The sequence below is a fragment of the Actinomadura sp. B10D3 genome (assembly GCF_039871695.1).
In the GTDB taxonomy this organism is placed as follows: Bacteria; Actinomycetota; Actinomycetes; order Streptosporangiales; family Streptosporangiaceae; genus Spirillospora; species Spirillospora madurae.
On record NZ_JBDPLY010000012.1, the window covers coordinates 87,518 to 107,233 of the forward strand.

Consider the following 19,716-nt stretch of genomic DNA (forward strand, 5'->3'; position numbering starts at 1 on the left):
CACGGCGGCGCCGGAGGCCGGGCGGGGGGTCATTAGGGTTCTGCACGTGAGCGATCGTGATGAGCTGCTACAGAAGATCAAGGACAGGGCCGTGGTGCACGGAGACTTCGTGCTCTCCTCGGGCAAGCGGGCGTCCTGGTACGTGGACCTGCGCCGGGTGACGCTGGACGGGGCCGCGGCGCCGCTGGTGGGGCGGGTCATGCTCGACGAGACGGCGGATCTGGACTACGACGCCGTGGGCGGGCTCACGCTCGGGGCGGATCCGGTGGCCACCGCGATGCTGCACGCGGCGGCGGCGCGCGGGCGCGTCCTCGACGCGTTCGTCGTCCGCAAGGCGGGCAAGGCGCACGGGCTCCAGCGGCGCATCGAGGGCCCGGACGTCGAGGGGCGCCGCGTCCTCGCCGTGGAGGACACCTCCACCACGGGCGGGTCTGTCCTCACCGCGGTGGAGGCGCTGCGGGAGGCGGGAGCGGAGGTGGCGGCGGTGGCGACGATCCTGGAGCGCGGTGCCGCCGGCCGGATCGCCGAGGCCGGGCTGGAGTACCGGCACCCGTACGACGTCGCCGACCTCGGCCTGGACTAGCCGCGGCTCGGAGTCACGGCTCAGGAGCCGCTGTTGCGGGCCTTGACGAGCCACACGGCGCGCTTGCCGTTCGGCTGGCGCGGTTGCACCTTGCCGTAGATGACCACATGCAGGGAGCCGCCGTTGATGGCGACGACCTGCAGGGGGGCCTCGTCGTACTTGAGCGTGTCCCCGGTGTTGAGGGTGCCGTTGGTGAGCACCTTCCCGCCGGTGTCGGCGACGCGGACGACGACGTTGGTGGGTTGACCGGTCACGCGGATCACCAGCGGGACCGTCGCCGCCGGCGATGTCGAGGCGTCGTTGCTGCTCGCGGGTGTTCTGGCACCGCTGTCGGAGGGCGAGGCGGCCGTCGACGGCCCCGAGTTCTCGGGCTCGCCGGAGATCGCGTTGACCAGGGCCATACCTCCGACCACGAGAAGGGCCAAGGCGGCCACCACGGCCAAGGCCGCGATCAGTATGCGCGCGAGACCCCTAGGGTCCGACCGATGACGTCCCACATGGGGAGGTTAGCGATAACTGTCACCGCTGAGCGACGGACGTGACTCTTCGGGGCCATTCTTATTCGGACCCTGGTCCGTTTTACGCCCCTTGAGGACCTCACGAATGATCGGGATGACCGACAGGATCAGGATGACCGCGACGCCCGGCAGGATGTACTTCTCGATGTCAGGCACCTCGGAGCCGAGGAAGTGCCCGAGGAGGAACAGGCTGTCGGTCCACACGATCGCGCCGATGGCGTTCCAGATGAAGAATTTTCGGCTGTCCATGCCGAGCATCCCGGCGAGCGGGTTCAGAAACGTGCGCACAATCGGGATGAACCGGGCGAGAACCACCGCCTTGGCGGGCCCGAACCGGTTGAAGTAGTACTCCGCCTTCTCGACCCACTCGTGCTTGAAGATCCGCGAGTCGGGTCTGTCGAAGAGCTTGCGGCCGTACCGCGCCCCCAGGAAATGGCCGAGCTGGGCACCGGCGATCGCCGCGACCGGCCCCCCGATGAGCAGCCAGGGCAGCGACAGGGGCTGGAACTCCTGCCCGTTGACGGTCGAGACGGCCGTCAGGATCCCCGCCGTGAAGAGCAGCGAGTCGCCCGGAAGGATGCAGCCGAACAGCAGTCCGGTCTCGGCGAAGATGATGGCGAGCACGCCGATCGTCGCGAACGTGCCGAAAAGCTGCAGCCACGCGGTGGGGTGCAGCCACTCGGTGATATTGAGGGGAAGGGTCGTGAGATCCACACCGTGAGCGTACCTTTCCCCACGCTCCGATTAGGCGGGATACTGAGCGCGGACGGCATGCCCGACCCGGAAACCGTGTGACCTGGGCACTCACCTGGGTACTCGGACGTCCGGGTGCAACCGCCCGGCCGGATGCCCGGCGGCACCCTGCGTATGAAAGGACGCTGACAATGCCCATAGCAACGCCCGAGGTCTACGCGGAGATGCTCGACCGTGCGAAGCAGGACGGCTTCGCCTTCCCCGCGATCAACGTGACGTCCAGCCAGACGCTGAACGCGGCGCTGCGCGGGTTCGCGGAGGCCGAGAGCGACGGCATCGTGCAGGTGTCCACCGGCGGAGCCGAGTACCTGTCCGGCTCCACGGTGAAGGACATGGTCGTCGGCGCGTCCGCGCTCGCCGAGTACGCGCGCGTCGTGGCCGCCAAGTACCCGGTGAACATCGCCCTGCACACCGACCACTGCCCGAAGGACAAGCTGGACGGCTTCATGCGTCCGCTGATCAAGATCTCGCAGGACCGGGTGGCGCGCGGCGAGGAGCCGCTGTTCCAGTCGCACATGTGGGACGGGTCGGCGGTCGAGCTGCACGAGAACCTCGACATCGCCTCGGAGCTGCTCGACCAGTGCGCCAAGGCCCGGATCATCATGGAGATGGAGATCGGCGTCGTCGGCGGCGAGGAGGACGGCGTCGCCAACGAGATCAACGAGAAGCTCTACACGACGCCGGGCGACGCCCTCGCCACCGCCGAGGCCGTCGGCGTGGGCGAGCGGGGCCGCTACATCCTCGCGGCGACGTTCGGCAACGTGCACGGCGTGTACAAGCCGGGCTCGGTGAAGCTGCGTCCCGAGGTGCTCAAGGACATCCAGGACGCGGTCGGCGCCAAGTACGGCAAGGACAAGCCCTTCGACCTGGTCTTCCACGGCGGCTCCGGCTCGACGCTGGAGGAGATCCGCGAGGCGGTGTCGTACGGCGTCATCAAGATGAACATCGACACCGACACGCAGTACGCGTTCACCCGCCCGGTGGCCGACCACATGTTCCGCAACTACGACGGCGTGCTGAAGGTCGACGGCGAGGTCGGCAACAAGAAGCAGTACGACCCGCGCTCCTGGGGCAAGGCCGCGGAGGCCGCGATGGCCGCCCGCATCGTCCAGGCCGCCGAGAACCTCCAGTCCGCCGGCCAGAAGCTGAAGTAGAAGCGCGGCGCCCTCCGGCCGCCCGATGCGTGATCGCGGCCGGGGGGCGCGCGAAAGCGTTGTTTGATGAAACTCAGGTAGGCTCGGGCCTGTGGCACTACCCCGCACCTATGAGTCGCAGAACTGCTCGATCGCCCGGTCGCTGGAGGTCGTGGGCGACCGGTGGACGCTGCTGGTGATCCGGAGCGCCTTCGAGGGCGTCCGGCGCTTCGACGACTTCCAGGACGCCCTCGGCGTGGCCCGCAACGTCCTCACCGACCGGCTCAACCGGCTGTGCGACGAGGGCATCATGCGCCGCGTCCCCTACCAGGTACGGCCGGAGCGGTACGAGTACAAGCTCACCCGTAAGGGCGTCGAGCTGTGGCCGGCGATGATGACCCTGCTGATGTGGGGCGACCGGCACTACGCACCCGAGGGCCCACCGGCGATCATCGGCCACCGGGGCTGTGACGGGACGCTGACCACGCGGTTCACCTGCTCGTCCTGCGGCTCCCACCTCGGGCCGGGCGACGTGGCGCCGCGCCCGGGCCCCGGCGCCTGACCTCCCGTTCGCGCGCACCGCGCGCACTTTGTAGAGGGTCATTAGTTGCGTCAGGCAACCTAAGTGCGCTCCAATGGGTTTTATGATGCAACTCGATGTGCGCAGTGCCGCCCGCATCGCCCCCACGCTCGACGACGTCCGGATCCGCCCGTACGGCCGGGCCGACCGCGACCGGGTGCGGCGGATGTCGGACCGGTTGTCGTCCGCCAGCCTCTACACGCGCTTCTTCTCGGGCACGCCGCGGATCCCCGAGCACTACGTCCGGCTCCTCGACGACCTCGACCACTGGGACCGCGAGGCCCTCGTCGCCCTGGCCGACGGCGAGATCGCGGGCATCGCCGAGTACGTCCGCAACGCCGGCAACCCCGGCCGGGCCGACCTCGCCGTCCTGGTGACCGACCCCTGGCAGCGCCGGGGGCTGGGCAGCGCCCTCGTCGCCTACCTGTCCCGGCTCGCCGAGCGGCGCGGCATCCGCGAGTTCGACGCGGACGTCGTCCTCACCAACCGGGACGCGCTGCTGTTCGTCCGGAGCGGCTGGCCCGGCGTCCGCTCGACCAGGGACGGCGGGGCCGCGCACTTCCGGCTTCCGCTCCCCCTCCCCGCCTGATCACGGGGGACGACCGGCCACGCCCCGGGTTGTTCCGGGACGGGCACGCCCACTTACGATGACCCGCATGACCCAGAACCTGCTCGGCGGCCCTCCTCCGACCGAACTGCCGGACAACCCCGAGGCCCGCACGGCCCTGGAGAACGGCGTCGACCCGTTCGAAGTCGCCGCGCGGCATCCGGACCACCCGGGTGCGTGGGCCGAGCTGGCCGACCGCGCCTTCGCCAAGGCGAGCGTCATCGACTCCTACGCGTTCGCGCGCACCGGCTACCACCGCGGCCTGGACCAGCTCCGCCGGGCCGGCTGGAAGGGCCACGGCCCCATCCCGTGGGAGCACGAGCCGAACCGCGGCTTCCTGCGCGCCCTGCACGCCCTCGGCCGCGCCGCCGCCGCCATCGGCGAGGACGACGAGGCCGAGCGCTGCAAGGCCTTCCTGCGCGACAGCAGCGCCACCGCGGCCGAAGCGCTCAACGCCTCCTGACCGGCACGCCGACCTACGCGGTCCTCGCGGCGTTCCCCGCCGCGAGGACCGACCGGGCCGCCCGGTGCGCCTTTGCGGCGACGCCGGGGATGCCCGACACGAGGAAGGGGCCGCCGCCGGCGAGGTCGCCCGCCACGTGGACCCGCGGGTCGGGACGGCCGCCGACGACCACCCGGCCGGTCTCCGGGTCCGTCACGAGGCCACCGTCCGGATGCCGCCCCGCCCCCTGGCCCAGCAGGGACGAACCTCGGAAGCGGCGACCAGTGCTTCACCTACTGGGAGTGCGCGATCCTGGAGGAGACCGTCATACCGTTCCGCGAGCTGGCCCTCGCGGCGGTCCCGGCGGCCGGGCTCGCGGCGAGCACCGGCGGCCTCCCCGCGCGCAGCGCCCAGTACCGCAAGCTCCTCGGCCGCCAGGGGGTGGGCGACGAGCTCCGTGCCGTCCTGCGCGCGGGCGGGCGGCCCTGGGGAGTCGTCAGCCTGTTCCGGGAGAAGGGCCGGGCCCCGTTCGATCCCGCGGAGATCTCCCAGCTCGTTGCGCGGGGGCTCACGACGAGCGGCATCGCCGCCGAGCTGGTGATCTCACCGCACACCGTCCGCGACCACGTCAAGGCCGTCTTCGCCAAGGCGGGCGTCTCCAGCCGCGGCGAACTCGTCGCCCGGCTGTTCGCGGAGAACTACTGGCCGCGGCGCGCGGGCACCTGAGCGGGGCAGGACCCGGCTCCGGTTTCCTTGCCGCCCGGGGCCGGGTACCCTTTGATCGCAAGAGGCCCCTTCGCGCGCTTGCGGCGACCGGGGCCTTCGTCGTGGGAAGGAAAGTGGCATGCCTGCCATCGTTCTTGTCGGTGCCCAGTGGGGAGATGAGGGCAAGGGCAAGGCCACAGACCTGCTCGGCGGCGACGTCGACTACGTCGTCCGCTACCAGGGTGGCAACAACGCCGGCCACACGGTGGTCATCGGTGACAAGAGCTACGCGCTCCACCTGCTGCCGTCCGGGGTGCTGTCGCCCGACGTCGTCCCGGTGATCGGCAACGGCGTGGTGATCGACCCGGCCGTCCTGCTGCAGGAGATCGACGGGCTGCGGGACCGCGGCATCACCTGCGAGCGGCTGCTGATCTCCGCCAACGCGCACCTGATCATGCCCCACCACCGGGCCCTCGACAAGGTCACCGAGCGGTACCTCGGCAAGGCCCGGATCGGCACCACCGGCCGCGGCATCGGCCCCACCTACGCCGACAAGATCAACCGGATGGGCATCCGCGTCCAGGACCTGTTCGACCCGAACATCCTCACCCAGAAGCTCGACCTCGCCCTGCGCGAGAAGAACCAGGTCCTGACCAAGGTCTACAACCGGCGCCGCATCGACACCGGGCCGATCGTGCAGGAGTACCTGGCCTACGGCGAGCGCCTCAAGCCGTTCGTCGCCGACACCACGCTGGTGCTGAACAAGGCCCTGGAGGACGACAAGGTCGTCCTCCTGGAGGGCGCGCAGGGCACCCTCCTCGACATCGACCACGGCACCTACCCGTTCGTCACCTCGTCCAGCCCCACGGCCGGAGGGGCGTGCTCGGGCTCCGGCATCGGCCCCACCAGGATCAGCCGGGTGATCGGCATCCTGAAGGCCTACACGACCCGGGTGGGCTCCGGCCCGTTCCCCACCGAGCTGCTGGACGAGCAGGGCGAGTACCTGCGCAAGACCGGCGGTGAGTACGGCGTGACCACCGGCCGCGACCGGCGCTGCGGCTGGTTCGACGCCGTCATCGCCCGCTACGCCACCCGCGTCAACGGCATCACCGACTACTTCCTGACGAAGCTGGACGTCCTCTCCGGCCTGGAGCGCGTCCCGGTGTGCGTCGCCTACGAGGTCGACGGCGTCCGGGTGGACGAGCTGCCCACGACCCAGACCGAGTTCCACCACGCCAAGCCGATCCTCGAATACCTGGACGGCTGGCAGGAGGACATCTCCGGCGCCGAGAAGTTCGAGGACCTCCCGGCGAACGCGCAGGCGTACGTCCGGTCGCTGGAGGAGATGTCCGGCGCCCAGATCTCCGCGATCGGCGTCGGCCCGGGCCGCGACCAGACGCTTACCCGCCGCTCCCTCATCTGACTTCCGTTTCCTTTGACCTCATCCGTTCTCCACCGCCCGTTCGGTCGCGGACTGTAGCGTGCGTGCGGTGATCGATACCGTCGAGGTGCACGGGCACCGCGGGGCGCGCGGCCTCCGTCCGGAGAACACGCTGCCCGGTTTCTCCCACGCCCTCGACCTGGGCGTCGACGCCATCGAGCTGGACGCGGGCCTTACCGCCGACGGCGTGGTCGTCCTGAACCACGACCAGTCCCTCTCCCCGGCGAACCTGGCCGACACCGCCCCCGCCTGGCCGGACGACCCCGCCCACCCCTACGTGGGCAAGCCGATCCGCGAGCTGACCCTCGCCCAACTCCGCACCGTGGACGCGGGCACGCGCTTCCGCCCCGCGCCGATGCCGGGCACAGGCATCCCCACCCTCGCCGAGGCATGCGCCCTGCTGGCCCCCACCACGGTCAAGCTCTCCGTCGAACTCAAGACGGACCCCACCTGGACCGACGAGGAAGTCGGCCTCTTCACAGCCGCCGTGGTGGACGTCCTCACGCACCACGCCCTAACCCCTAGGGCCAGCCTCCTGGCCTTCGACTGGCGCGTTCTGGCAGAAGCCCGCCGCCACTACCCGAGCCTCGGCCGCGTAGCCCTCCTAGAACGCAAGACCCTCACCCCAGACACCACCTGGCTGGCAGGCCAGAGCCCTCACGACCCGATAGCCGCCGCCCAGGCGATAGGCGCGACGGCGATCTCCCCCGAACACGCCATCACCACCCCAGGCCTGGTAGACGACGCCCACGACGCCGCGCTCCCCGTCATCGTCTGGACGGTCAACACCGCCGAAGACATGACGCGCTTCATCAAGTACGGCGCAGACGCAATAGTCACCGACTACCCAGACCTCCTCCAATCCGTCCTGGCGCCGGCCTAAGCCCCGCCGCCCGACGGAGGGCAGAAGGCTGGGAGCTACAACCAGCCGTTGCGCCGGAAGCCTCGGTAGAGGGAGAGGCAGGCGAAGCCGATGACGCCGAGGATCATGGGGTAGCCGAAGCGCCACTGGGTTTCGGGCATGAAGTCGAAGTTCATGCCGTAGACGCCCGCGATGGCCGTGGGGACCATGAAGATGGCGCCCCAGGCGGAGATCTTGCGCATGTCCTGGTTGTCGGCGACGGTGACCTGGGTCATGTGCGCCTGGAGGATGGGGTTGAGGAGTTCGTCGTAGGACTCGACCTGCTCGCGGACGCGCGTGAGGTGGTCTTCGACGTCGCGGAGGTACTCCTTGATCTCGGCGGGGACGAAGCGGCGGCCGGAGAGGTTGCGCAGAGGGCCGGCGAGGGGGCCGACGGCGCGCTTGAGCTGGATGACCTCGCGCTTGAGCCGGTAGATGCGCCGGGACTCGTCGGTGCGCTCGGGTGAGAAGACGGCCTCTTCGACCTCGTCGATGTCCTCCATGACGGCGTTCGCGACACCGACGTAGCCGTCGACGACGCGGTCGGCGACGGCGTGCAGGACGGCGGCCGGGCCGAGGGCGAGGCGGGCCGGGTCCTGCTCCAGGTCGCGGCGGACGGGGCCGAGCGCGCCGTGGGTGCCGTGCCGGACGGTGACGACGAAGTCGGGCCCGCAGAAGATCATGATCTCGCCGGTCTCGACGACCTCGGCGCCGCCGGGGTCGCTGGAGACGTAGCCGACGGTCTTCATGACGACGAAGTGGACGTCGTCGTAGCGTTCCAGCTTGGGGCGCTGGTGGGCGTGGATCGCGTCCTCGACGGCGAGGGGGTGCAGGCCGAAGACCTCGGCGAGGTCGGCCAGTTCGGTGGCGGACGGCTCGTGCAGGCCGACCCAGACGAAGCCGGCGCTGTCGCCCTCGGGGGTGAGCCGGCCGTCGCGGATGAGGCGGACGGCGTCGGCGACGGTGCCGGTGGAGACGCGGTGCCCGTCGATGTAGGCGGCCCAGTCGATGACGGCGGAATCGCGGTTCGGAGCCGGGACGCCGGTGGAGCGGCCGCGCGTCTTGAACAGCGCTCGGCTCGGGCGAACTCGAGTCATGGCCATGAGGTGCTCCTAACCCGCCGGCCACGCGCGCAGCGCGCGCTCAACCCAGGCCGGTCAGCGAAGGGAGCGCGCGAAGGGAGTGGCCGGACGCCAGATGGAGGCGGACGGTGAGACAGTCCTGCCCGGACTGTGAGGGTTTTCCGGCGAACTGCAAGGATCACCAGGACTCATCCCGACCACCTCCTCTCACGCACCTCGACATGCGGGCGTCAAGCCCAGCGCAGCCTATCAGCCGACAATTAGGACGCCGCCCGTAACGGCAAGGTTCACCCGGCGCGGGTGTGACGGTCACCTCACACCGACCAACGCCGGTCTCGGCAAGGATATGCCCGGGCCGGACCAGTAAGCTCGCGTGACGTGCGAGTACTCGTCCTTGGATCGGGTGGCCGCGAGCATGCGCTCGCCCGCGCCCTGCACCGCGACCCTGCCGTCACCGCCGTCCACTGCGCCCCTGGCAATCCGGGCACGGCGGAGATCACGGACAACCACCAGCTGGACCCGACGGATCCGGTGGCGGTGACGGAGCTGGCGGGGCGGCTGCGCGTCGACCTCGTGGTCGTGGGCCCGGAGGCGCCGCTGGTGGCGGGGGTGGGCGACGCCCTGCGCAGGGCGGGGTTCCCGTGCTTCGGCCCCGACCGGGCGGCGGCCAGGATCGAGGCGTCCAAGGCGTTCGCGAAGGAGGTCATGGCGGAGGCCGGGGTGCCGACCGCCGCATCGCGGGTGTGCGACACGAGCGCGCAGGTGGCCGAGGCGCTCGACGCGTTCGGCCCGCCCTACGTCGTGAAGGACGACGGTCTGGCGGCGGGGAAGGGCGTCGTCGTCACCGGTGACCGGGGCGCCGCGGAGCGGCACGCGGCCGGCTGCGAGCGCGTGGTGATCGAGGAGTTCCTGGACGGCCCCGAAGTCTCCCTGTTCGCGCTGAGCGACGGGCAGCACGCCGTCCCGCTGCTGCCGGCGCAGGACTTCAAGCGCGCCTACGACGAGGACGAGGGCCCGAACACGGGCGGGATGGGCGCCTACACGCCGCTCCCCTGGGCGCCCCCGGAACTGGTGGACGAGGTCATGTCCACGGTCGTCCAGCCCGCGGTGGACGAGCTGCGCCGCCGCGAGACCCCGTACGTCGGCTGCCTGTACGCGGGTCTGGCACTGACGTCCAAGGGTGTGCGGGTGGTGGAGTTCAACGCCCGCTTCGGCGACCCGGAGACGCAGGTCGTCCTGGACCGGCTCGCGACGCCGATCGGCCGGCTGCTGCAGGCCTGCGCGATCGGCGGGCTCGACCCGGAGTTCCGTCCCGAATGGCACCCTGGCGCGGCCGTCACGGTGGTCGTGGCCGCCGAGGGGTATCCGGCCGCGCCGGTGAAGGGCGACGAGATCACCGGCCTGGACGAGGCCGCCGGGGTCGACGGCGCGTACGTCCTGCACGCGGGCACCAGGCTCGGCGGCGAGGGACGGCTGATCGCCAGCGGCGGGCGGGTCCTCAACGTCGTCGGCACCGGGTCCGACCTGGCGGCGGCCCGCGCCACCGCCTACGAGGCCGTCTCGAAGATCGCCCTGCGCGGTGCCCACCACCGCACCGACATCGCCCTGCGCGCCACCCGGGCCGGGGCGCTCCGGGACACCTGAGGCCCCGGGGCGACCGCCGACCGTCCGAGCTGGGACAATCATCGGGTGATCGAGCGCTACACCCTTCCGGAGATGGGGCGCGTCTGGAGCGACGCGCACAAATACGAGCTGTGGTGCCGGGTGGAGGTCCTCGTCGTCGAGGCCCACGCCGAGGCCGGCACGATCCCGCCGGAGGTGGTGGAGCCGGTGCGTGCGGCGCCGCCGCCGACGCCGGAGGCGGTGCACGCGATCGAGGCGGTCACGCAGCATGACGTGATCGCCTTTCTGTCGGCGTGGGCGGACAACACCGAGCCGCGGGAGGCCGCCCGGTACGTCCATTTCGGCATGACGTCGTCGGACCTGCTCGACACGGCGCTAGCGCTGCAGCTCGTCGAGGCGACCGACATCCTGCTGGACAAGGCCGACGCGCTCGTGGCGACGCTGCGCGACCACGCCCTCGCGCACCGGGCGACGCTGCGGGTCGGGCGGACGCACGGGATCCACGGCGAGCCGGACGTGTGGGGGCACCGCGTCGCCGACTTCGCGTTCGCGCTGGCCCGCTCGCGCGACCGGCTGCGGCGCGCCCGCGAGGCGGTCGGCGTGATGGCGATCTCCGGCGCGGTCGGGACGTACTCCAACATCGACCCGGCGGTCGAGCTGCACGTCGCCCGCAGGCTCGGGCTGCGGCCGGCGGACGTGTCGACGCAGGTCGTGATGCGGGACGGGATCAGCGAGTGGGTGTCGTCCCTCGCGATCATGGCGACGGTGTGCGAGGCGATAGCGCTAGAGGTGCGGCACGGGCAGCGCACCGAGGTCCGGGAGCTGTGGGAGCCGTTCGGCAAGGGCCAGAAGGGCTCGTCGGCGATGCCGCACAAGAAGAACCCGATCATCTCCGAGCGGCTGGCGGGGATGGCGCGGATCGTCCGCGCCCAGATCGTCCCGGTGCTGGAGGGCATCCCGCTGTGGCACGAGCGCGACATCTCGCACTCGTCCACCGAGCGGATCGCGCTGCCGGACGCCGCCATCGCGCTGGACTACATGCTGAACCTGACGAACCGCCTCATGTCCGGGCTGGTCGTGGACGAGGCGCGGATGCGGGCCAACCTGGACTCGACCGGCGGCCTCATCTACACCTCGACCGTCCTGCTGGAGCTGGTCGAGGCGGGCATGTCGCGCGACGACGAGGCGTATCCGCTGGTCCAGAAGGCCGCCATGGAGACGTGGGAGAGCGGGACGCCGTTCCGCGAGACGCTCCGCAAGCACGCCGCGGAGGCGGGCCTGGCCCTGGACGAGCGGCGCCTGGACGAGGTGTGCCGTCCGGAGCGTTTCGTCGAGCGTCTCGGAGCGATGTTCGACCGACTGGCCGATCTCACGTAGGAGGGGCCTTGCAGGGGACCCTGACCGAGCTGAACGTCTATCCGCTCAAGAGCGGCGCCGTGACCGCGCTGCGCACCGCCGAGCTGACCGCGCGCGGTCTGCGCTTCGACCGCGAGTTCATGCTCGTCACCCCCGAGGGCCGCTTCCTGTCGCAGCGGGACCTCGCGCGGATGGCGTTGCTGCGCCCGTCCTACGACGGCGAGATCCTCGTGGTGGACGCGCCCGGAGCATCACGGCTCGTCCACAAGGCCGCGGACGTGGGCGAGGTCAGGGACGTCGTCGTCCAGCGCAAGGAGTGCCAGGGCGTCGACCAGGGCGACGAGGCCGCGGCGTGGTTCTCCGAGTTGTTCGACACCGACTGCCGCCTGGTGCGTTTCACCGGTCACCGGCCCACGTCCCGTGGGGGCGGTGAGGTCATGTTCGCCGACGGGTACCCGCTGCTGGTCATCTCCGCGGAGTCTCTGGACGACCTCAACGCGCGCCTGGACGAACCGCTGCCGATGAACCGGTTCCGTCCGAGCCTTGTCATCGAGGGCCTCGGCCCCTTCGGCGAGGACGACGTCCGTCTCCTGCGCGTCGGCGAGACCGTCATCGAAATGGTGAAGTCGTGCAACCGCTGCGTCATCACCACCACCGACCAGAAAACGGCCGAGCGGGGCCGTGAGCCGCTGCGGACGCTCGCTTCCTACCGCACCCGTGACCGAGGCATCCTCTTCGGTCAGAATTGCGTTCCGCGCGTTCTGGGCACGCTCACGGTCGGCGACCCCATCGAGGTCCTGGAACCGCGCTGACCCGCGGAGGGTCAGCCGACCACTTCGCCGGTCTCGTTCCCGTAGCGGTCGCGCATGGCGGTCGGCACGATCTCCACGGTGAGGCCGGGGAGGGCGGGGACGGGGGCGCTGCCCGCGGTGGGCCGCAGGACGGCCGTGAGGTCGTCCAGGGCGGCCGGCGGGACGTGGACCTCCAGCCGTCCCTCCTCCGGCTCCTCGACGGCGAACGCGTCGCCTGGGTGGAACGACAGGACGGTGTCCTCGGTCTGCAGGATCAGCTCCCGCCCGAAGGGGAGGCGTCCCCGCAGCGCGTCCGCGATCGCGGGGGCCTGGAGCGCGCCGAGCCGCAGCGTGGTCGACCCGGCGTCGCGCCGCCAGCCGGCCGTGGTCACGAACAGGAACCCGCTGCTGGAGCCGTCCCGCGCGATGCCCTCCTCGACGGCGCGGGCGACGTCCGGGTCGGCGAGCAGCGACCGGCGGTCGACGTCGGTGACCAGCAGCGGGAGGTGGGGGGCGAGCGCGCCCATCAGGCCGTCGGCGTTCCACCGGCGCAGCGCCTCGTACTCCTCCAACGCGAGCCCGACGATCTGGAGGAACAGGACGCTGCCGTGCGGGGTCGCGATCTGTCCGAGTTCCGGGTCGGCGGTGAAGGTCACCGCGCGGATCTCCGAGTCGTCGCGGTCGGCGGCGATCGGGCCGTTGACGTTCATGTGGTGGCCGGACTCGAACCAGTTGCCGCTGTTGAAGACGTACCGGCCCAGGTTCTGCAGGAAATTCGCCGCCCACACCGGCGGCGTCTCCTCGGCCGGGTCGCGGGCGAGGCGGAAGGTGAACTCGAAGCCCCAGCCCGACTCGTCCGGATTCTTCGATTCCTTGGTGTACAGCTCGCTCATCCCGTACGACACGAAATGCCAGTGCGGGACGGGCTCGGTGCGGGCGTAGACGCTGATCCCGTCGAGCGGGTCGGGACCGCCCAGCGACCACTTGAGAATCGTGCCCAGGTGGTAGGGCTTCTCGTCCCCGTAGATGCCGCGGAGGGCGTCGTCGATGGCGTCCCAGCCGACCGTCTCGTCCATGGATGATCACGATAGCCCGATTCCTGGCGGCCCGCGGCCCTAGGCTGACCTTGGGAATTTTCCTGGGGAACGCGAACCTTTGGCGTGTCGCGGAAGTCTCAACGAGCAGACTGACGCCGACGAGGCGCGGGCCGGGCTTCACACCCTCGGCCCGGTGGTTTACTGGGGTCGCGTTGGCGCAGAGGGGGACTCGGCGCGCTCGGCCCTCGTGCTCCCACTGGATTGCAGGCACTGAAACCGCACCTGAGAGGAAGTAAGGCGGCATGGGCATGGGCCACGAGGTTCGCTACCGCGTGCGCGGCGGCCGGCAGTTGCACGGCACCGTTTTCATCCAGGGCGCGAAGAACGCCGTCCTTCCGATGATCGGCGCCTCGCTGATGGCGGCCAAGGGACGGACCGTCCTGCGCAACGTCCCGATCATCGAGGACGTCCGGCGGGCGGTGGAGCTCGCCCGCGCGGTGGGCGCCAAGGCCGAGCTGCACGAGACCGAGCGCACCCTGGTGATCGACGCGTCGTCGCTGAGCAGCCCCGTGCTGCCCGCCGACATCGCCTCCCGGTTCCGCGGCTCGTTCCTGTTCGTCCCGGCGCTGCTGCACCGGCTCGGCGAAGCGGTGATCGAGGGCGTCGGGGGCTGCAACCTCGGCAGCCGCAACCTGGACTTCCACTACAACGGCTTCAAGCGGATGGGCGCCACGGTCACCGAGCACGTGGCCGACAACGGCGACGGCATCATCCACATCAAGGCCGGCGACCTGCGCGGCGGCACGCTCTACTGCGACACCCCCTCGCACACCGGCACCGAGAACCTGATCATGGCGGCCGCGCTGGCGCACGGCACCACGCTGATCAAGAACGCGGCGCTGGAGCCCGAGGTGCTGGACAACATCGCGATCCTGCAGGCGATGGGCGCCCGGATCAGCGGCGGCGGCACCGGGTTCGTCACCGTCGAGGGCGTGGACGAGCTGACCGCCGTCGAGCACACCGTGATGCCCGACCGGATCGACGCCGGCGTGTTCGTGATGTCCGCCGCGATCACCGGCGGCGACCTCAGCCTGGTCGGCGCCTCGCTGGAGCACCTCGGCGTCGCCGCCGACAAGCTGGAGCAGATGGGCGTCGAGTTCCACCAGCAGGGCGCCGTCCTGCAGGTGCGCCGCGACCGGACGCTCCGCCCGATCAACGTCATCACCGACGAGTACCCGGGCTTCGCCACCGACCTGCAGTCACCGATCATGGCGCTGTCCTGCCTGGCCGAGGGCCCGTCCTACGTCTACGAGCGGATCTTCGACGGCCGGTTCAAGCTGGCCGGCGAGCTGGCGAAGATGGGCGCCGACATCGAGGTGGACGGCAACCGCGCCAAGGTGAACGGCCCGCGCGGCCTGCGCGGCGCCGAGGTCGAGGCGCACGACCTGCGCTGCGGCAGCGCCCTCGTCCTCGCGGGCCTGGCCGCCGAGGGCGAGACCACGATCACCTCCGCGTACTACCTCGACCGCGGGCACGCCCACACGGCCGAGCGGCTCTCCCAGCTCGGCGCGGAGATCGTCCGCGAGGCCGACTAACGCGCCGCGGCACCCGCCCGGGGCCTTAATCGGCCGAATGTGGCCTCGCCCTGACCAACTCGGGCGCGACCCCTGACGGGTCATGTAACGTCCGGCGGCCAAATCGTCCGAGCGGTGCGTCACCGGCCGGTCACGCACCGCTCGGACAGCCGTCCTGACCGCCTGTCGGGCGGCCCTCTGACCTGGGAAGTAATCCCTGAACCGCTCCCGATGGGGCGGACCGTAACGCGGTAAATAATCACCGGCGCCGATCCGCGGCCCTGCCTGCACGGATCGCTCGTCTTTCCGGCCCGCACGGCACCGGGTCGCACGGATTTCGGCCCGCGCGTAAACCAAACGGGCACCCTAGGGGTCCCCCCTGTACGTGACAGCGTCAGGAGGGGCCCTCCGCCATGTTTTCGGGTCTTGTTTTTCAACTTCGGACGTCCGAAGATGCAGGATCATGCCTGGCCGATTGGTGACAAATTACTGACCAGGGGGTCGCGTAGGTTACTTTTTCGCCGCACTCTTGATTCGATTTCGCCTCTGGGCGTCACACTTCGTCGTCCTGACCCGATCTGCGGACTGTGGGAAGGCGAATCGCCGGGAACTGCGGTGCTGGGTCAGAAGGCAGGGACGACGAGCCATGAGTCAACCGTTGGGCGGAACGTGCGCGAGCAGGTGGCCGGGGCGGCGACCCCGCCGAGAGGACGGACCGGAAGCGAGCGATCATCGATGACGGCGGCACGCACGGGGTCGGTCACCCCCGACCTCACGATCGGGGTCGTGGGCCCGCATGAGCTGGTGGAACGGGTCATGCTGATGGGCCATGGCCCCACACCCGTCCCGAGCCGGCTGGTGGCCGCCGCGTACCGGGACGAGCAGGAGGCCGCCGACAAGGTGGTTCGGCTGGGCTCGGGCGTCGACGTGTGCCTGTTCGCCAGCCCCGTCCCCTACGACTTCGCGCGCAAGGCGGGCGTCCTCACCATGCCCGCCACGTACGTGCCGTTGAACGGCGCCGCGCTCCAGGGCGCGCTGCTGCGGGCGTCCCTCGACGAGCGCTTCGACCCGTCCCGGGTCAGCATCGACGTGCTCGGCCGCGCCGAGGTCGAGGAGGCCTACTCCGAGATCAGCCTCGGCACCGAGCAGGTGCACCTGCGCGAGGAGGCCGCCGGCCCCGGCACGCTCGCCGCGTTCCACGAGCGGCTCTGGCGGCGCGGCGCGACCACCGTCGCGATGACCTGCGTGCACGCCACCGCGGAGCGCATGGAGATGGCGGGCGTGCCCACCATCCGCGTCCGCCCGACCGGCGCCGCGATCCGCAGCTCCCTCCAGACCGCGGCGCTGCTCGGCGCCCACCACCGCCTGGAGGAGTCGCAGCTCGTCGTCGTCCTGGTGGACGTGCCCACCCTGCGCGAGACGCCGCGCCGCGTCACCCCCCGCTACTGGCGGGACGAGCTGAAGCTCGCGCTGCACCGCGTCCTCCTCCAGGAGGCGCACCGCATGAACGCCTCGGTGTGGCCCCTGGACGACCACAGCTACCTGGTCATCGCGACGCGCGGCTCGGTGACCGCGTCAACGGAGGGGTTCCGCACCCCGCCGTTCGTCGAGCGCGTCCGCGAGGAGCTGGGCCTCGCCATCGAGGTCGGCATCGGCATGGGCCGCACGGCGCACGAGGCGGAGAACCACGCCCGCGCCGCCCTGGCCCGCTCGCAGAGCTCCCAGCGCGCGCAGGGCTTCGCCCTCGACCGCGACGGCCGCGCGCTCGTCCCCGCGCCCCGCACGCCCCCGCGCGCCCAGCCGCAGGCCAAGCCGAAGGGCCTGGAGATCCTCGCCCGCCTGGCCGACAAGCTCGGCGACCAGGAGCAGCCGCTCATCGTGGACGCGGAGAACGCCGGCAAGATGCTGGGCGTCACGCCCCGCACCGCCCGCCGCCTCCTGCGCACCCTCGTCGAGGAGGGCCTGGCCTGGCCGCTGCCCCCGAACCGCACCCCGCAGCCCGGCCGCCCCCGCCAGCTCTACCGGCTGATCGTGGAGAAGCTCGGCCCCGCCAAGGCCGGCTGACCCCGGGACGGCTCCGGACGGCCGCGAGGGGCGGTACCGGCTTCGCGGGCGTCATCCCGGCCGGCGGCGTCGGCGAGGGTCCGCAGGGCGGCCGCCGAAGCGGGGCTGTTCGGCGTGTAGATCTCCAGCCGGTGGTCGGGGCTGTCGGGCTGGAGCCAGACCTGGTAGGCGATGCTGAGCGCGCCGGCCGCGGGGTGGCTCAGGTGCATGTCGCCGGTGGTGCAGTCGGCGACCTCGCCGGTCGCCCACATGGCCGCGAACTCGCCGCTCCGCATGACGAGTTCCCCGATCAGCCGCGCCAGCCGCGCGTCGGTGGGGAACCGGCCGGCGGTGAGCCGGAGGTACGCGACATGGATGCGCGCGAGCTCCTCCCAGTTGCGGTGCAGGTCGCGGCTACGCGGGTCGAGGAAGAACATGCGCGGGATCGACGGCCGCTCTTCCGGGTCCTTCGGCGCGTCATGGGCGAGATGCCCGGCGAACAGTGCGTGGCCGGTGCGGTTCCAGGCCAGGACGTCTCCTCGGCGGCCCAGGACGAGCGCCGGTATCGCCTCACCGAGGGAGTTCAGGAGGGCGAGAACACGCGCGTGGGGCTCCTCCCGGGGTGGTTCGGACAGGCGGGGACCGGAAGACCGCCGCGCCAGATTGAACAGGTGCAGGCGCTCTACCTCGTCGAGCCGCAGCGCCCTGGCGAGGGCGCTCAGAACCTGCTCGGAAGCGGTGTCCGCCAAGCCCTGCTCCAAGCGCGTGTAGTAGCCCGCGCTCACTCCGGCGAGCTGGGCGAGTTCCTCACGCCGGAGCCCCGGCACCCGGCGCGCGGTGCCGTAGGTGCGCAGCCCGACCTGGGACGGCGTGACACGGTCACGACGGCTCCGCAGGAACGCTCCGAGGCTCTCCACGCTTCCGAGCGTAAGCGGTCCGCCGTCCATCCGGGTGCACCTGGGAGGTGTACCCACGGCAGGTGGATGGCTGCCGTCCGGGCGGTGCCGGAGCGTGGACGGCATGTCTCAGCGGCACGCGACGAATCCCACCGGCGTCCGGTCCTGGCTCGGGCTCCTGGTGGTCCTCGGCCCCGTACTCCTGGTGTCCATGGACGGCTCGATCCTGTTCCTGGCGATGCCGCGGATCGGTCAGGCCCTCACGCCCACGGCGGACCAGGCCCTGTGGATCCTCGACGTCTACGGATTCGCCGTCGGGTCCCTGCTCATCGCGTTCGGCAACCTCGGTGACCGGTACGGCCGGCTGCGGCTGCTCATGATCGGCGCGACGGTCTTCGGTCTCGGGTCCGCGGCGGCCGCGTTCGCACCCGCCCCGGAGTTGCTCATCGCCGCCCGCGCGCTGATGGGCGTCGCCGGCGCGACGCTGCTCCCGTCGGCCCTGGCGGTGCTGAGCGAGCTGTTCTCCGACCCGCGCCGCCGGGCGCAGGCCATCGGCATCTTCGCCGCGGCGTTCTCGGCCGGGTTCGCGATCGGCCCCGTCGTCGGCGGCATGCTGCTGGAGCGGTTCTGGTGGGGGTCGGTCTTCCTGGTGAACCTGCCGGTCACCGTGCTCTTCCTGGTGTTCGCCCCCCTCCTGCTCGGGGAGGTGCGCACGGCCCGCCCCGGGCGCGTGGACGTCCTCAGCGTGGCGACCTCGGCGGCGGGCCTCCTGCTCGTCATCTACGGGCTCAAGCACGGGGCGGCCGAGGGCCTCTCGCCCGCCGCGGTCCTGGCGGGCGCGGCGGGGGCGGCGCTGCTCGTATGGTTCGCCCGCCGCCAGCGGGTCCTGGACCACCCGCTGATGGACCTCTCGCTCTTCCGCGACCGGGTCTTCACCGTCGCGATCATCACCGGTCTCCTGCCGCTGGCCGCGTGGTCGGCCACCGCCTTCCTGGCCGGCGTCCACCTCCAGTCGGTCCTCGGCCTGCCCATCCTGGAGGCGGCGCTGCTGGCCCTGCCCGGGGCCGCCGTCCTGACCATCACCTGCGTCGTGACGCCGCTGGTGGCCGGCCGCGTCGGCACGCGGGCCGCGCTGATCGCGTGCCACTTCTCCATCGCGGCCGGGCTGCTCCTCTTCCTGCCGGTCACGACCGGCGGCGGGGCCGGATGGTACGTCGCCGCCACGGTCACCGCGGGCGTCGGCTACGGCATCTCCTTCGCCGTGGTCGCCGACACCGCGGTCGGTGCGGTCCCGGTCGAGCGGGCGGGTTCGGCGGGGGCGATCGCGGAGACGAGCAACGAGATCGGCAACGCCCTCGGGATCGCGCTGCTCGGCTCGCTCGCCGCGCTGATCTTCCGGCTCCAGGGGCCCGGCCTGGCACCGACGCTCGATGAGACGCTCCGGCTCTCCGAGGCGGCCCCCGCGGCCATCGCGGACGCGAAGGCGGCCTTCGTCACCGGCCTCCGCGTCGCCGCCGCCGTGGCGAGTCTTCTGCACGTCGTGCTCGGGATCCTCGCGCTGCGCTGGCTCTCCCGTCCCGCGCCGGAGCAGCCCGCCCCGGAGGCCGCACCGACGGCGAGGACGGACCAGCCGGTCCACTGACGGCGGCGC

General features: G+C 71.4%; 20 protein-coding genes. 14 read left to right on the plus strand and 6 right to left on the minus strand.

What is annotated here, in order from left to right; all coding sequences use genetic code 11:
- Window positions 1-46: 46 nt before the first annotated feature.
- Window positions 47-583: an orotate phosphoribosyltransferase gene (gene pyrE / locus ABGB11_RS19530; RefSeq protein ID WP_347634728.1), complete on the plus strand. Its 537-nt coding sequence runs from the start codon at window positions 47-49 to the stop codon at window positions 581-583.
- Window positions 584-603: 20 nt separating this feature from the next.
- Here the strand turns inward: pyrE and ABGB11_RS19535 are convergent, their stop codons facing one another.
- Together ABGB11_RS19535 and ABGB11_RS19540 are read right to left on the minus strand one after the other, a co-directional pair.
- Window positions 604-1,017, minus strand: a complete 414-nt coding sequence (locus tag ABGB11_RS19535; protein WP_347634956.1) for a hypothetical protein — start codon at window positions 1,015-1,017, stop codon at window positions 604-606.
- A 72-nt stretch (window positions 1,018-1,089) separates the two neighbouring features.
- Window positions 1,090-1,815 (minus strand): DedA family protein, encoded by a 726-nt coding sequence (locus tag ABGB11_RS19540; RefSeq protein ID WP_347634730.1) that lies wholly within the window; start codon window positions 1,813-1,815, stop codon window positions 1,090-1,092.
- A gap of 170 nt (window positions 1,816-1,985) precedes the next feature.
- On the opposite strand from ABGB11_RS19540, the gene fbaA reads away from it, so the two are divergent.
- The 4 genes from fbaA (at window position 1,986) to ABGB11_RS19560 (ending at window position 4,637) form a co-directional block, all read left to right on the plus strand.
- Window positions 1,986-3,008: a class II fructose-bisphosphate aldolase gene (fbaA, locus tag ABGB11_RS19545; RefSeq protein WP_347634732.1), complete on the plus strand. Its 1,023-nt coding sequence runs from the start codon at window positions 1,986-1,988 to the stop codon at window positions 3,006-3,008.
- Between the two features lie 91 nt (window positions 3,009-3,099).
- The gene (locus ABGB11_RS19550; RefSeq protein ID WP_347634734.1) at window positions 3,100-3,549 is read left to right on the plus strand and encodes a helix-turn-helix domain-containing protein; all 450 of its coding nucleotides are present in this window, start codon (window positions 3,100-3,102) and stop codon (window positions 3,547-3,549) included.
- Between the two features lie 82 nt (window positions 3,550-3,631).
- Window positions 3,632-4,156 (plus strand): GNAT family N-acetyltransferase, encoded by a 525-nt coding sequence (locus ABGB11_RS19555; protein WP_347634736.1) that lies wholly within the window; start codon window positions 3,632-3,634, stop codon window positions 4,154-4,156.
- A gap of 58 nt (window positions 4,157-4,214) precedes the next feature.
- The gene (locus tag ABGB11_RS19560; protein ID WP_347634738.1) at window positions 4,215-4,637 is read left to right on the plus strand and encodes a DUF3151 domain-containing protein; all 423 of its coding nucleotides are present in this window, start codon (window positions 4,215-4,217) and stop codon (window positions 4,635-4,637) included.
- Window positions 4,638-4,650: 13 nt separating this feature from the next.
- Here the strand turns inward: ABGB11_RS19560 and ABGB11_RS19565 are convergent, their stop codons facing one another.
- Window positions 4,651-4,833 (minus strand): hypothetical protein, encoded by a 183-nt coding sequence (locus ABGB11_RS19565; RefSeq protein ID WP_347634740.1) that lies wholly within the window; start codon window positions 4,831-4,833, stop codon window positions 4,651-4,653.
- Window positions 4,834-5,057: 224 nt separating this feature from the next.
- Between ABGB11_RS19565 and ABGB11_RS19570 the strand changes: the two genes are divergently transcribed.
- The 3 genes from ABGB11_RS19570 (at window position 5,058) to ABGB11_RS19580 (ending at window position 7,645) form a co-directional block, all read left to right on the plus strand.
- The gene (locus ABGB11_RS19570; protein ID WP_347634742.1) at window positions 5,058-5,342 is read left to right on the plus strand and encodes a helix-turn-helix transcriptional regulator; all 285 of its coding nucleotides are present in this window, start codon (window positions 5,058-5,060) and stop codon (window positions 5,340-5,342) included.
- 118 nt (window positions 5,343-5,460) lie between these two features.
- The gene (locus ABGB11_RS19575; protein WP_347634744.1) at window positions 5,461-6,744 is read left to right on the plus strand and encodes an adenylosuccinate synthase; all 1,284 of its coding nucleotides are present in this window, start codon (window positions 5,461-5,463) and stop codon (window positions 6,742-6,744) included.
- A gap of 67 nt (window positions 6,745-6,811) precedes the next feature.
- Window positions 6,812-7,645 carry a glycerophosphodiester phosphodiesterase family protein gene (locus ABGB11_RS19580; RefSeq protein ID WP_347634746.1) on the plus strand — a complete coding sequence of 278 codons (834 nt, stop codon included), beginning with the start codon at window positions 6,812-6,814 and terminating at the stop codon, window positions 7,643-7,645.
- Window positions 7,646-7,680: 35 nt separating this feature from the next.
- On the opposite strand, the gene ABGB11_RS19585 is transcribed toward ABGB11_RS19580, so the two are convergent.
- Complete coding sequence (locus tag ABGB11_RS19585; RefSeq protein ID WP_347634748.1) at window positions 7,681-8,760, minus strand: magnesium and cobalt transport protein CorA; 1,080 nt, start codon at window positions 8,758-8,760, stop codon at window positions 7,681-7,683.
- Window positions 8,761-9,123: 363 nt separating this feature from the next.
- Between ABGB11_RS19585 and purD the strand changes: the two genes are divergently transcribed.
- Genes purD through ABGB11_RS19600 form a run of 3 tightly spaced genes read left to right on the plus strand, consistent with a single transcriptional unit; the run spans window position 9,124 to window position 12,536 of the window.
- A complete protein-coding gene (gene purD / locus ABGB11_RS19590) occupies window positions 9,124-10,389 on the plus strand; it encodes a phosphoribosylamine--glycine ligase (protein WP_347634750.1) in 1,266 nt (421 codons plus the stop codon).
- 45 nt (window positions 10,390-10,434) lie between these two features.
- Window positions 10,435-11,745, plus strand: a complete 1,311-nt coding sequence (gene purB, locus ABGB11_RS19595) for an adenylosuccinate lyase (RefSeq protein ID WP_347634752.1) — start codon at window positions 10,435-10,437, stop codon at window positions 11,743-11,745.
- Between the two features lie 8 nt (window positions 11,746-11,753).
- Complete coding sequence (locus tag ABGB11_RS19600) at window positions 11,754-12,536, plus strand: MOSC N-terminal beta barrel domain-containing protein (protein WP_347634754.1); 783 nt, start codon at window positions 11,754-11,756, stop codon at window positions 12,534-12,536.
- An 11-nt stretch (window positions 12,537-12,547) separates the two neighbouring features.
- Here the strand turns inward: ABGB11_RS19600 and ABGB11_RS19605 are convergent, their stop codons facing one another.
- Entirely contained in the window at window positions 12,548-13,591 is a 1,044-nt protein-coding gene (locus tag ABGB11_RS19605; protein WP_347634756.1) for a suppressor of fused domain protein, read from the minus strand.
- Between the two features lie 269 nt (window positions 13,592-13,860).
- On the opposite strand from ABGB11_RS19605, the gene murA reads away from it, so the two are divergent.
- A complete protein-coding gene (murA, locus tag ABGB11_RS19610; protein ID WP_347634758.1) occupies window positions 13,861-15,147 on the plus strand; it encodes a UDP-N-acetylglucosamine 1-carboxyvinyltransferase in 1,287 nt (428 codons plus the stop codon).
- Between the two features lie 714 nt (window positions 15,148-15,861).
- A complete protein-coding gene (locus ABGB11_RS19615) occupies window positions 15,862-17,190 on the plus strand; it encodes a transcriptional regulator (protein WP_347634760.1) in 1,329 nt (442 codons plus the stop codon).
- On the opposite strand, the gene ABGB11_RS19620 is transcribed toward ABGB11_RS19615, so the two are convergent.
- On the minus strand, window positions 17,145-18,086 hold the full coding sequence (locus ABGB11_RS19620) for a helix-turn-helix transcriptional regulator (RefSeq protein ID WP_347634762.1): 942 nt from the start codon (window positions 18,084-18,086) through the stop codon (window positions 17,145-17,147). The two genes, ABGB11_RS19615 and ABGB11_RS19620, sit on opposite strands and share 46 nt — an antisense overlap.
- A 103-nt stretch (window positions 18,087-18,189) precedes the next feature.
- Here ABGB11_RS19620 and ABGB11_RS19625 point away from each other — a divergent pair, with 103 nt between their 5' ends.
- Entirely contained in the window at window positions 18,190-19,707 is a 1,518-nt protein-coding gene (locus ABGB11_RS19625) for an MFS transporter (protein WP_347634764.1), read from the plus strand.
- Window positions 19,708-19,716: the final 9 nt, after the last annotated feature.